14 protein-coding genes and 1 pseudogene are annotated in these 12,529 nt (G+C 53.1%); 5 read left to right on the top strand and 10 right to left on the bottom strand.

The window, feature by feature from the left end; translation table 11 throughout:
* Nucleotides 1-74: 74 nt before the first annotated feature.
* The 5 genes and pseudogenes from RTW80_RS15900 to pspA form a co-directional block, all read right to left on the bottom strand.
* Nucleotides 75-161: pseudogene (locus tag RTW80_RS15900) on the bottom strand (thiosulfate sulfurtransferase PspE); the annotation flags it as partial.
* A 74-nt stretch (nt 162-235) separates the two neighbouring features.
* Nucleotides 236-457: a phage shock protein PspD gene (gene pspD / locus RTW80_RS15905; protein WP_001295585.1), complete on the bottom strand. Its 222-nt coding sequence runs from the start codon at nt 455-457 to the stop codon at nt 236-238.
* A gap of 8 nt (nt 458-465) precedes the next feature.
* Nucleotides 466-825 carry an envelope stress response membrane protein PspC gene (gene pspC, locus RTW80_RS15910; protein ID WP_000907387.1) on the bottom strand — a complete coding sequence of 120 codons (360 nt, stop codon included), beginning with the start codon at nt 823-825 and terminating at the stop codon, nt 466-468.
* On the bottom strand, nt 825-1,049 hold the full coding sequence (gene pspB, locus RTW80_RS15915) for an envelope stress response membrane protein PspB (protein ID WP_001274963.1): 225 nt from the start codon (nt 1,047-1,049) through the stop codon (nt 825-827). The genes pspC and pspB overlap by 1 nt, the downstream gene beginning before the upstream one ends.
* Before the next feature lie 53 nt (nt 1,050-1,102).
* Complete coding sequence (gene pspA / locus RTW80_RS15920; protein WP_000511025.1) at nt 1,103-1,771, bottom strand: phage shock protein PspA; 669 nt, start codon at nt 1,769-1,771, stop codon at nt 1,103-1,105.
* Between the two features lie 166 nt (nt 1,772-1,937).
* On the opposite strand from pspA, the gene pspF reads away from it, so the two are divergent.
* Nucleotides 1,938-2,915 (top strand): phage shock protein operon transcriptional activator, encoded by a 978-nt coding sequence (gene pspF, locus RTW80_RS15925; protein WP_000852835.1) that lies wholly within the window; start codon nt 1,938-1,940, stop codon nt 2,913-2,915.
* 117 nt (nt 2,916-3,032) lie between these two features.
* On the opposite strand, the gene puuE is transcribed toward pspF, so the two are convergent.
* The 5 genes from puuE to puuD all read right to left on the bottom strand — a co-directional run bounded on the left by puuE (nt 3,033) and on the right by puuD (nt 8,728).
* A complete protein-coding gene (puuE, locus tag RTW80_RS15930) occupies nt 3,033-4,298 on the bottom strand; it encodes a 4-aminobutyrate transaminase (protein ID WP_033548704.1) in 1,266 nt (421 codons plus the stop codon).
* A gap of 37 nt (nt 4,299-4,335) precedes the next feature.
* Nucleotides 4,336-5,616 carry a gamma-glutamylputrescine oxidase gene (gene puuB, locus RTW80_RS15935; protein WP_000134870.1) on the bottom strand — a complete coding sequence of 427 codons (1,281 nt, stop codon included), beginning with the start codon at nt 5,614-5,616 and terminating at the stop codon, nt 4,336-4,338.
* 1 nt (nt 5,617) lies between these two features.
* Nucleotides 5,618-7,105 (bottom strand): aldehyde dehydrogenase PuuC, encoded by a 1,488-nt coding sequence (gene puuC / locus RTW80_RS15940; RefSeq protein ID WP_001009090.1) that lies wholly within the window; start codon nt 7,103-7,105, stop codon nt 5,618-5,620.
* A 274-nt stretch (nt 7,106-7,379) separates the two neighbouring features.
* Nucleotides 7,380-7,937 carry an HTH-type transcriptional regulator PuuR gene (gene puuR, locus RTW80_RS15945; RefSeq protein ID WP_032247916.1) on the bottom strand — a complete coding sequence of 186 codons (558 nt, stop codon included), beginning with the start codon at nt 7,935-7,937 and terminating at the stop codon, nt 7,380-7,382.
* Between the two features lie 26 nt (nt 7,938-7,963).
* Entirely contained in the window at nt 7,964-8,728 is a 765-nt protein-coding gene (puuD, locus tag RTW80_RS15950) for a gamma-glutamyl-gamma-aminobutyrate hydrolase (RefSeq protein ID WP_063119177.1), read from the bottom strand.
* Between the two features lie 211 nt (nt 8,729-8,939).
* Here puuD and puuA point away from each other — a divergent pair, with 211 nt between their 5' ends.
* From puuA to RTW80_RS15970, 4 genes are all read left to right on the top strand, one after another.
* Nucleotides 8,940-10,358 carry a glutamate-putrescine ligase gene (gene puuA, locus RTW80_RS15955; protein ID WP_001300763.1) on the top strand — a complete coding sequence of 473 codons (1,419 nt, stop codon included), beginning with the start codon at nt 8,940-8,942 and terminating at the stop codon, nt 10,356-10,358.
* 148 nt (nt 10,359-10,506) lie between these two features.
* Nucleotides 10,507-10,671 (top strand): protein YmjE, encoded by a 165-nt coding sequence (locus RTW80_RS15960; protein WP_120795382.1) that lies wholly within the window; start codon nt 10,507-10,509, stop codon nt 10,669-10,671.
* Nucleotides 10,661-12,046, top strand: a complete 1,386-nt coding sequence (puuP, locus tag RTW80_RS15965) for a putrescine/proton symporter PuuP (RefSeq protein ID WP_000996861.1) — start codon at nt 10,661-10,663, stop codon at nt 12,044-12,046. The genes RTW80_RS15960 and puuP overlap by 11 nt, the downstream gene beginning before the upstream one ends.
* Before the next feature lie 133 nt (nt 12,047-12,179).
* Complete coding sequence (locus RTW80_RS15970; RefSeq protein ID WP_001015099.1) at nt 12,180-12,425, top strand: YmjA family protein; 246 nt, start codon at nt 12,180-12,182, stop codon at nt 12,423-12,425.
* Nucleotides 12,426-12,529: the final 104 nt, after the last annotated feature.

A 12,529-nucleotide genomic window follows, 5' to 3' on the forward strand; every position in this document is an offset into this window, starting at 1 on the left:
TGATAGAAACAGAAGCCACTGGAGCACCTCAAAAACACCATCATACACTAAATCAGTAAGTTGGCAGCATCACCTGGAACACGAACATCGATCCAGTGTTCAGCGGCGAAAACGGGCAGTGAAAACACCAGTGCCAGAGCAAGTAAGCCTTTTTTAAACATGTAAGCGTCCTTCTATGGATGAAAATTGCCATCCATTATAGGCCTGAGATTTAACAATTTTTGCGAAACTCCCCTCACCTTTTATAACGCTGCGCCAGTTTATTGGCAGCCCGACTTAACAGCGGTTCCAGCGCCACAGCCAGCAACATTTTCAGCGGTCGGCGAGCAACTGATTTTATCGCCCAGCCCGCCACACCCGCTGGGCCATAGCGCAGTGCGGTAAGAAGTACCAGCTTGCCTGCTAATTTGAAACCAGGCTTTACCTTTTGCCCGGCCTGTTGCCAGCGAGTATTCATAACTTTCCTCACAGTTGACGGAAACGGCTACGTAACGTGAATGTATCGGAAGTGACATAACGTTCCATCTCGCGTAAACGCGTTTCACTTGCCGCCAGTTCACGGTCGACTTCATCCAGCAATTCGCTGCTGGAAGGTAGCTGCTCACCAAAGGCCATGTTGTCCGGCATTGGATCAAGCGCAAATGACAAAATGATGTAAGCAACCAGGGTAAACAGCGCCAGACCGAAGAAAATCGACAGTACCACCAGGATACGCACCAGTTTTACCGGTACATCAAAATAGTTGGCAATCCCGGCGCAGACGCCGCGTACCATACCCTGCTGCGGAATACGCCATAATTTTTTATTAAGATTAATGCCCGCCATTAGCGATCCCTCCAGTTCGGATGTTCTGCATCAAGAATAGATTCCAGCGCCTGAATACGTTCGCGCATCCGTTTTGCTTCATCAGCCAGTTGCGCTAATCGCTGCTGCTCACTTTGCGACAATTCACTGCGACCAGAACGATTGCTGTAATGCAGCCATAACCAGATCGGTAAAACAAACAGCACAAAAATGGTTAATGGAATAGCCAGAAATAGCGCGCTCATAAGTACTCCTTAGACGATGAGCGGCGGCGCTTTCGGACGCCGCCTGGATGTTATTATTGATTGTCTTGCTTCATTTTGGCTTTTAATTGTGCCAGTTGCTCGCTTATTGCATCATCGGCTTTCAGTTCGGCAAACTGATCGTCCAGCGATTTTTGTTTACCGAAGCTGTGGCTTTCCGCTTCTGCTTCCATCTGGTCAATACGACGTTCGAAAGATTCGAAACGAGCCATTGCTTCATCCAGTTTGCCACTGTCCAACTGACGACGCACATCGCGCGACGAATTTGCCGCCTGATGGCGTAACATCAATGCCTGCTGGCGAGCGCGTGTTTCGCTCAATTTGTTTTCCAGCTCGCCAATCTCTTTCTTCATGCGTGCCAGCGTATCGTCCACCAGCGTCACTTCATGTTCCAGGCTCTTAATCAGATCGGTCAGTTTCTGTTTTTCAATTAACGCCGCACGCGCCAGATCCTCTCTCTCTTTCAGCAGCGCCAGTTCGGCTTTTTCCTGCCATTCAACTTCACGCGCCGACGCTTGTTCAATACGGCGAGTCAGCTGTTTCTTTTCTGCCAACGCGCGCGCCGAAGTAGAACGTACTTCAACCAATGTATCTTCCATCTCCTGGATCATCAGACGAACCAGTTTCTGTGGATCTTCCGCTTTCTCTAACAGAGCGTTGATGTTGGCATTCACGATGTCGGCAAAGCGAGAAAAAATACCCATAATGTTGTCCTCTTGATTTCTGCGTTCAGGATTGTCCTGCTGAACAGTTAATACAATTTGCGTGCCAATTTTTTATCTTTTTGATTTATAAAGATCTGATTGAAGAATCAACAGCAACATGCCAGGATGAGTTAGCGAATTACACTAACAAGTGGCGAATTTCATCATGGCAGAATACAAAGATAATTTACTCGGTGAGGCGAACAGCTTTCTCGAAGTGCTGGAACAGGTTTCGCATCTCGCACCGCTGGACAAACCGGTGCTCATCATCGGCGAGCGCGGAACAGGTAAAGAGCTGATTGCCAGCCGCCTGCATTATCTCTCCTCCCGTTGGCAAGGGCCGTTTATTTCCCTTAACTGCGCGGCGTTAAATGAAAATCTGCTGGATTCCGAACTGTTTGGTCACGAAGCGGGGGCGTTTACCGGTGCGCAAAAACGTCATCCAGGGAGATTTGAACGTGCCGACGGCGGTACGCTATTTCTTGATGAACTCGCTACGGCACCGATGATGGTGCAGGAGAAATTATTGCGCGTGATTGAGTACGGTGAACTGGAGCGCGTTGGCGGCAGCCAGCCATTGCAGGTGAATGTGCGGTTGGTATGCGCGACGAATGCCGATCTCCCGGCGATGGTCAATGAAGGCACTTTTCGCGCTGACCTGCTCGACCGACTGGCTTTTGATGTTGTACAACTGCCACCACTGCGCGAGCGCGAAAGCGACATTATGTTGATGGCAGAACACTTTGCCATCCAGATGTGTCGGGAAATCAAGCTGCCTCTGTTCCCGGGGTTTACGGAGCGCGCCAGAGAAACATTGCTGAATTATCGTTGGCCGGGAAATATTCGTGAATTGAAAAACGTGGTGGAACGTTCAGTGTATCGCCACGGCACCAGCGATTATCCGCTTGATGACATCATTATTGATCCCTTTAAACGGCGTCCGCCTGAAGACGCTATCGCCGTTTCAGAAACCACCTCGCTTCCAACACTGCCGCTGGATTTACGTGAGTTTCAGATGCAGCAGGAAAAAGAGTTGCTGCAACTCAGTTTGCAACAAGGGAAATATAACCAGAAGCGCGCGGCTGAATTACTGGGGTTAACCTATCATCAGTTCCGCGCGTTGTTGAAAAAGCACCAGATTTAGCGAAGTTGGGCAATACAACTTGCCGGATGCGGCGTGAATGCTTTATCCGGCATACATAATCAACGTCGTTTGCAGGCCTGATAAGCGCAGCGCATCAGACATTATTGCGTTGGGCTATTAATTGCTCAGCGCATCCTGCAAAATTTTCATTGCCGCATCGAATTGCGCATCCGGGATGGTCAGCGGATACAGGAAGCGAATCACGTTGCCGTATGCGCCACAGGTCAGCAGGAGCAGCCCCTGCGCCAGCGCGCGTTGCTGGATTTTCTGTGCAATCGCCGCTGACGGCTCGCCCGTTTGCGGATCGTTAAACTCTGCCGCAATCATCGACCCCAGGCCGCGTACCGCAGCAATGGCCGGAACGCTTTCTTTGGCATCAATCAACGTGTTTTTGAGACGCTGGCCCAGTTGATTCGCGCGTTTGCAGAGTGATTCTTTGTCGATAATATTGAGCACCGCGTGCGCGGCAGCCACCGCCAGCGGGTTCCCGGCGTAGGTGCCACCCAACCCGCCCGGCGCGGGCGCGTCCATAATATTCGCGTTACCGACCACGCCCGAAAGCGGCATCCCGCCCGCGAGGCTTTTCGCCATCGTCATTAAGTCCGGCTTATCGGCGTAATGATCCATGGCAAACAGTTTACCGGTACGCGCAAAGCCGCTTTGCACTTCATCGGCAATCATCACAATACCGTGCTCGTCGCACAGGCGGCGAATGGCGGCAACCAGCTCTTTTGGCGCAACGTTGAAACCGCCCTCGCCCTGCACCGGTTCGAAAATAATGGCCGCGACCTGCTTCGCTTCGATGTCTGATTTAAACAAGCGTTCGATGGCGTCGAGGGAGTCCTGTGTTGAAATGCCGTGTAAATCTGACGGATAAGGTACGTGATACACCGAACCAGGGAACGGGCCGAAGCCGATTTTGTACGGCGCAACTTTTCCGGTCAGCGCCATGGTCATATATGTACGACCGTGGAAGCCACCGCTAAACGCAATCACGCCAGGTCGTCCGGTATGGGCGCGAGCCATTTTCACCGCGTTTTCCACCGCTTCCGCGCCGGTAGTGAAGAACGCGGTTTTGGCCTGCCCGCTCACCGGGGCAAGGGCGTTGATTTTCTCCGCCAGGGTGACGTAGCTTTCATACGGCACAATCTGATACGCGGTGTGGGTAAACTGTTGCAGTTGCTGCTCCACCGCCGCGACCAGATCAGGGTGGCGATGCCCGGTATTCAGCACCGCAATGCCTGCGGCGAAATCGATGTACTCGTTGCCCTCAACATCCTTCAGCGTAGCGTTTTCAGCCGACTGGGCGAAGAAGTTACACATCACGCCAACCCCGCGCGGGGTGGCAGAAAGACGACGCTGATGGAATTCATTGTTGCTCATGTTTCACACCTTTTGACTCTTCACTGTTAATCGGAAATTAAACGCCCAGACGATCGCGCAGGCTGTAATACGCCGCGCCCATCGCGGTAAACGGTACGCGCAGCGTGCGCCCGCCGGGGAACGGGTAATGCGGCAGATTGGCGAAGGCATCGAAACGTTCGGCGTCGCCGCGCAGCAGTTCGGCAATCAAACGTCCGGCGAGATGAGTACAGGTGACGCCGTGGCCGCTGTAGCCCTGCATGTAATAGATGTTGGTATCGAGGCGACCAAACTGCGGCATACGCGACAGGGTCAGCAGGAAGTTGCCCGTCCAGCGATAGTCGATTTTCACGCCCTTCAACTGCGGGAAGGTTTTCAGCAGTTTCGGCACCACAAGACGCTCAACGTCATCCGGGTCGCGCGCGCCATACACTACGCCGCCGCCGTACAGCAGGCGGTTATCGGCGGTAAGACGGTAGTAATCAAGCAGATAATTACAGTCTTCCACGCAGTAGTTTTTCGGGATCAGCGAACGGGCTAAATCTTCCGACAGCCGCTCGGTGGTGATCACCTGCGTACCGCATGGCATGCTGCGTTTCGCCAGCTCCGGCTCCACTTTATCGCCCAGGTACGCATTCCCGGCGACAATCACATACTTCGCCGTCACCTGACCTTTGGCAGTACGCACCACGGCGGGCGTGGTGTGCTGGATCTGCGTGACCGCAGAAAGCTCATACACGCGCCCGCCGTTCAGGCGGATGGCATCGGCTTCACCAATGGCGAGGTTTAGCGGGTGAATATGCCCACCGCTGTGATCCAGCAGCGCACCAGTGTAGCGATCGCTGGCTACTTCACGGCGAATGGCGTTAGCGTCCAGCAGCTCCAGCTGTTTATTGCCGTAGCGTTCCCAGTTCTCTTTCTGCTCTTCGAGTGTGGCGAGCTGTTTATCATTCATCGCCACAAACAGGCCGCCGGGGCGGTAGTCGCAGTCAATCTGATAGCGTTTGATACGTTCGCGGATGATCTCGCCACCCTCGAACATCATGCTGCCGAGCATACGGGCGGTGTCCATGCCGTAGCTTTTTTCGATCACGTCGATGTCGCGGCTGTAGGAGTTCACAAGTTGCCCGCCATTGCGCCCGCTTGCGCCAAAGCCGATGCGTGAGGCTTCGAGAACCACTACGTCAAAGCCCGCTTCCGCCAGATGCAGCGCGGAGGAGAGCCCGGTATAGCCGCCGCCAACCACGCAAACGTCGCAGGTGATTGACTCATTCAGTGTGTCGAATGGTGCATATTTATTCGCACTGGCGGCGTAGTAACTGCTGGTATGTTCGGTCATTTCAGGCCTCCAGGCTTATCCAGATGGTTTTCAGTTCAGTGAATTTTTCAAGGGCATGCAGGGATTTGTCGCGACCGTTGCCGCTCTGCTTATAGCCGCCAAACGGCACGGTCATATCGCCGTCGTTGTAGTTATTGACGAAGACGGAACCGGCTTTCAGGCGTCGGCTCATGCGGTGCGCGCGGGAGAGGTCGCGCGTCCATACCGCCGCGCCAAGGCCGTACTGGCTGTCGTTGGCAAGCTGTAGCGCCTGTTCTTCTGATGTGAAACGCGTGACCACCAGCACCGGACCGAAAATCTCTTCGCGACTTAAGGACGCATTCGGGTCCACATCCACAAAGATGGTCGGGCCGATGGCGGCAGCCAGCCCGGCGTTACGGCCATCCAACAACAGTTGCCCTTTGCTTTCGCCTTCCCGAATAAAGCTATGGACCGAGTCGGCGTGGGCGCAGTCGATTAAGGTGCCCATGGTGGTTGCGGGATCAAGTGGATGGCCCGGCTGCCAGTTTTGCGCCTGCTGTTTTAACAGGGCTAAGAATTCATCGGCGATGCTCTCTTCCAGCAACAGGCGCGTTCCGGCGATGCACACCTGTCCCTGGTTGTAGAAAATGCCTGCTGCGGTGGCGCTTGCCGCCTGTTGCAAATCCGGGCAGTCAGCGAAAACGATGTTGGCGCTTTTGCCGCCCGCTTCCAGCCAGACGCGTTTCATGTTGCTGTCGCCCGCATCTTTCAGCAGCTGTTTCCCGGTACGGGTTGAACCGGTAAAGGCAATGGCGTCGATATCGTTATGACGCGACAGCGCCTGCCCGGCTTCATGACCAAAACCCGTCACCACGTTCAACACACCATCCGGCAAGCCTGCTTCTTTCGCCAGCCCCGCGAGACGAATCGCACTGAGCGGTGATTTTTCAGACGGTTTTAGAATCACGCTGTTTCCCGCCGCCAGCGCCGGGCCGAGTTTCCAGCAAGTCAGCAACAGCGGGAAGTTCCACGGCACGATGGCGGCAATCACGCCGACCGGTTCACGCACGATCATCGCCAGCTCATGGCTACTGGTGGTCGCCACTTCGCCATACACTTTGTCGATCGCTTCGGCGTACCAGCGAATGGCGCGCGCCGCGCCGGGAATATCATCACGCAGACTGTGACGAATCGGTTTGCCGGTGTCGAGAGTTTCCAGCAGTGCCAGCTCTTCGGCGTGGGCTTCCATTAAATCGGCGAGTTTATTCAGTACCGCTTTACGTTTAGCCGGAGAAGAGAGTGACCAGTCGCCGCGTTCAAATACGCCGCGTGCTGCGCTCATCGCACGGTCGATATCGACGCTCTTGCCGCGGGCAATTTTCGCCAGCGGTGCCTGGGTGACCGGATCAACGGTTTCAAAGGTTTCATTTTCCGCCGCAGCAGTATATTCACCGTTAATAAATAAGCGGTTTTCAATGGCGAGACTTAACGCTTTATCCTGCCAGTAAGCCAGATGATGAAAATTCATTATGACTCCTGTTTCACGTCTATCAGATATATGCAGTTTGTGAACGTCAGGGCGCAGAGATCCCCGGGCCGTATGCCCGTTTATTTCTGGCGACATTCTTTATATACACTTCATCCTTCAAGCCGCCTCTGCCTTGGCTGCGTTCGCTCCCCCGAATCACTTACCTGAGTAAGCTCATCGGGATTCGCTCACTTGCCGCCTTGATGCAACTTGAATGATTTTGTGTATAGATTGCCGGGCGCATTGCGCTTACCCGGCTTACAGAACAAAAAGATTAAAACGTGGTGGGCGTATGGGCGCTGATAATTCGGCAAATACCTGCCGACGTATTACTGAAACTGTGCGGGATGCCGGTATTAATGGCATAACTTTGCCCCGCGACGAGGTGGTAATCCTGACCATTAATCGTCAGAACAATTTCACCTTCCAGTACAGTGCCTATTTCCTCACCCTGATGCTTAATTCTTTCCCCAGTGGTTGTGCCCGGCTGGTACGTTTCAAAGATCATCGCCAGCGTGCGATTCGGGTTACCGTTATGAACCAGCTTCATTGACACACCCTGACTACCCATCTCAATTAAGTCGTCCTGATTAATGACGACCTGCGGCTCATCAGGTTTTTCCAGCTCGGAAAAGAATTCCGAGAGTGACAGACCATACACCTTCAGCAGCTTTTGCAGCGTACTGATGGCAGGGCTGACTTTATCTTGTTCTATCGTACTGATAGCACTGTGAGTCAGCCCGGAGAGTTCGGCGGCACGACGTTGTGAAAGCCCCTGCTGCTGGCGGATTTCCGACAAGCGTTTTCCTGGCGCCAGTCCCTCATCACTCATATTTGCATTTCCTTAAACTGTAGTGGTCAGAGTCGCTGTTTTTCAGCGATATGGTGCTGACAAGCGTTGATAAAGCCCTCGAACAATATACGCGAAAGCGCGTACTCGCTACTGTTCCATTCCGGGTGCCACTGTACGCCCAGCGCAAAAGGATGATTGATGACGCTAACCGCCTCAACTAAGCCATCCGGCGAGCGAGCTTCAACACGCAACCGTGGGCTAACGACCTTCGCCCCTTGTCCATGTAGAGAGTTTACCCAAAAGTTGCTACATTCAGGTAACAACGCAGACAGTAATCCCCCCTCTTCAACCTGAACTTCATGCGACGGTGCATATTGCTGTTCCACCGGCAGTTCGGGATCTTCCCGATGTTCCAGCAATTCAGGCTGTTCGCACAGCTTGCGATGCAACGAACCACCGGTTGCCACCACCAGTTCTTGTAAACCCCGGCAGATGGCGAAAATGGGGATGCGCCTTTCGAGTGCGGCATTAATTATCGCCATGCTCAGAAGATCACGCCCGGGATCGGCGTCAGGCTCATCGCCGTTTTCACCATATAGGTGCGGCTGCACATTGCTGGGACTACCAGGAAGATAAATGCCATCGAGTTTCGGCAAAAGTTGTTCAAGTAACGACGGTTCCGCCAGCGCATGTGGTAGCGCAATTGGCAAGCCGCCTGCGTGGATGATGGCATTCAGGTACTTTTCTTGCAGAGTCTGGGTCGCATGACCCTTAAGCCTGTTCCTGCACATTACGACACCGATAACCGGATTGTTCATTATATTTTCCATGCTCAATCTCACAAAGTGGACTAAATTATCGCCATTACTGCGCTTTAAATGACCTTTATGTTCAATATTTTTTCAATCTAGCAGTGGGTTTTCATTTTTGCAAACTCAATTTAACATTTGACAAACATTTAGTTTGCATACAGATTCGAATGGTGGTCATTATATTTTACGCTTTGATAACGAGCGGAAAACAAACCAAAGGCGAAGAATCATGGAAACCAATATCGTTGAAGTAGAGAACTTTGTTCAGCAGTCAGAAGAGAGGCGGGGTAGCGCCTTTACGCAGGAAGTGAAACGCTACCTGGAGCGCTACCCGAATACGCAATATGTTGATGTTTTACTTACTGATTTGAATGGTTGCTTCCGTGGAAAACGTATCCCTGTTGCAAGCCTGAAGAAGTTGGAGAAAGGGTGTTATTTCCCGGCCTCGGTGTTTGCAATGGATATTCTGGGCAACGTAGTAGAAGAAGCGGGTCTGGGTCAGGAAATGGGCGAGCCGGATCGTACTTGTGTTCCTGTTCTCGGTTCCTTAACCCCTTCTGCCGCCGATCCAGAGTTTATCGGTCAGATGCTCCTGACCATGGTCGATGAAGATGGCGCTCCCTTTGACGTTGAGCCGCGGAACGTTCTTAACCGCCTGTGGCAGCAGCTACGCCAGCGCGGATTGTTCCCGGTTGTAGCGGTAGAGCTGGAGTTCTATTTACTGGATCGTCAGCGCGACGCTGAAGGGTATCTGCAACCGCCCTGCGCGCCCGGCACCGATGACCGCAATACACAAAGCCAGGTTTACTCCGTTGATAACCTCAACCACTTCGCCGACGTGCTCAATGATATTGATGAACTGGCGCAGTTACAGTTAATTCCCGCCGACGGTGCGGTCGCCGAAGCCTCGCCGGGTCAGTTTGAAATCAACCTTTACCATACCGATAACGTGCTGGAAGCCTGCGATGATGCGCTGGCGCTAAAACGCCTGGTGCGTCTGATGGCAGAAAAGCATAAGATGCACGCCACTTTTATGGCGAAGCCGTATGAAGAGCACGCGGGCAGCGGGATGCATATCCATATCAGTATGCAAAATAATCGTGGCGAGAACGTGCTTTCTGACGCGGAAGGCGAAGATTCGCCGCTGCTGAAAAAAATGCTCGCCGGAATGATCGATCTGATGCCGTCATCAATGGCGTTGCTGGCACCAAACGTGAACTCGTATCGCCGCTTCCAGCCGGGGATGTATGTACCGACGCAGGCGTCGTGGGGCCATAACAACCGCACCGTCGCCCTGCGTATTCCATGCGGCGATCGTCATAATCACCGCGTGGAATATCGCGTGGCGGGTGCCGATGCCAACCCATATCTGGTGATGGCAGCGATTTTTGCCGGTATTTTGCACGGTCTTGATAACGAGCTGCCGTTGCAGGAAGAAGTCGAAGGCAACGGGCTGGAACAGGATGGCTTACCCTTCCCGATTCGCCAGAGCGATGCCCTGGGTGAGTTTATCGAGAATGATCACCTGCGCCGCTATTTAGGCGAACGGTTTTGCCATGTCTATCACGCCTGTAAAAATGATGAGCTGTTGCAGTTTGAGCGCCTCATCACAGAAACAGAAATTGAGTGGATGTTGAAAAACGCGTAATACCCCTTGCGGGGTTGTTTCATCGGCCTGAGCGGAGCCAGGCCTGACATTTGCTGGTAATCCAGACATTTTCCGGATGTCGCGTTATGGAGCGCAGGCGGCAACGGGCTTCCGTTAACGATTAAGACTGTGACGAGGAAATGAGATGATGCCGATGATTAAATCCCCGCATGGCGAGGGAGGCTGCGTATGCGCCCCTCCTGCGACTGACTGGACTCCGCCCCCTTTGCTTCCCTTGCTAAACAGGTTTGATTTCAGGTCGACACGACCGCAAACCTTATTACGCAGGGGAGGCAGCAATTATGGCTATTAATTCACCACTGAATATTGCTGCGCAACCCGGCAAAACCCGTCTGCGAAAATCACTGAAATTGTGGCAGGTGGTAATGATGGGTCTGGCCTATCTCACGCCGATGACTGTGTTCGATACTTTTGGCATTGTGTCAGGCATTAGCGACGGTCACGTTCCGGCGTCCTATTTGCTGGCGCTGGCGGGCGTGCTGTTTACCGCTATCAGCTACGGCAAACTGGTTCGCCAGTTTCCGGAGGCCGGTTCGGCCTATACCTACGCGCAAAAGTCGATTAACCCGCACGTCGGATTTATGGTCGGCTGGTCATCACTGCTGGATTATCTCTTTTTGCCGATGATCAACGTTTTGTTGGCGAAAATCTATCTCTCCGCCCTCTTCCCGGAAGTGCCGCCGTGGGTGTGGGTGGTAACCTTCGTCGCCATTTTAACCGCCGCGAATCTGAAGAGCGTCAACCTGGTCGCTAACTTCAATACCCTGTTTGTGTTGGTGCAAATCTCCATCATGGTGGTGTTTATCTTCCTGGTGGTTCAGGGACTGCATAAAGGAGAAGGCGTTGGCACGGTCTGGTCGTTACAGCCGTTTATCAGCGAGAACGCGCATCTGATTCCGATTATTACCGGGGCGACGATCGTCTGCTTCTCTTTCCTTGGTTTCGATGCAGTGACCACACTTTCGGAAGAGACACCAGACGCCGCACGCGTGATCCCGAAAGCCATCTTCCTGACGGCGGTCTATGGTGGCGTTATCTTTATCGCGGCGTCGTTCTTTATGCAGCTGTTCTTCCCCGATATCAGCCGCTTTAAAGACCCGGACGCCGCACTGCCTGAAATTGCACTCTACGTCGGCGGTAAGCTGTTCCAGTCGATTTTCCTTTGCACCACGTTTGTGAACACGTTAGCGTCTGGCCTGGCCTCACATGCCAGCGTGTCACGTCTGCTGTATGTGATGGGGCGCGACAATGTGTTTCCGGAGCGCGTGTTTGGCTATGTGCATCCGAAATGGCGGACTCCGGCACTGAACGTCATTATGGTCGGGATTGTCGCGATGTCGGCGCTGTTCTTCGATTTAGTTACCGCCACAGCGTTAATTAACTTCGGCGCGTTGGTAGCGTTTACCTTCGTTAACCTGTCGGTGTTCAACCACTTCTGGCGGCGCAAAGGAATGAATAAAAGCTGGAAGGAACACTTCCACTATTTATTAATGCCGCTGGTTGGCGCGCTGACGGTGGGCGTGCTGTGGATTAACCTCGAAGCCACCTCGCTGACGCTGGGTCTGGTATGGGCTTCGTTAGGCGGCGCATATTTGTGGTATCTGATTCGCCGCTATCGCAAAGTGCCGCTGTACGAAGGTGACAGAACGCCAGTGAGCGAAACGTAATAGTCGGATGCGCGCCGCATTATCCTGCCTGAGGGTAATGCGCCGCGCCATTAACTATAAAAAGATGTATGACCCGGATCACGAGTGCTATCATCCGCCCTTATGCTTAGCGCATTAACCCCAGGGGCAAATAATGAACCACGATATCCCGCTAAAATATTTTGATATTGCCGATGAGTACGCGACCGAATGCGCAGAGCCTGTCGCAGACGCTGAACGCACACCGCTGGCCCACTACTTCCAGTTACTGCTCACCCGTTTGATGAACAATGAAGAGATCAGCGAAGAAGCCCAACATGAAATGGCTGCTGAAGCGGGGATTAATCCCGTACGCATTGATGAGATCGCAGAGTTTTTGAATCAATGGGGTAATGAGTAATTATTTAATTGCAGACGATCGGTCAGTATCGTTGTCCGGATAAAGCGTTCACTCTGCATCCGGTTAAAATGACACGCATTGCAGCGTGCTTTAATGGGTTTCTC

The sequence above is a fragment of the Escherichia sp. AM3 genome (genome assembly GCF_032029835.1).
Taxonomy (GTDB): Bacteria; Pseudomonadota; Gammaproteobacteria; order Enterobacterales; family Enterobacteriaceae; genus Escherichia; species Escherichia coli.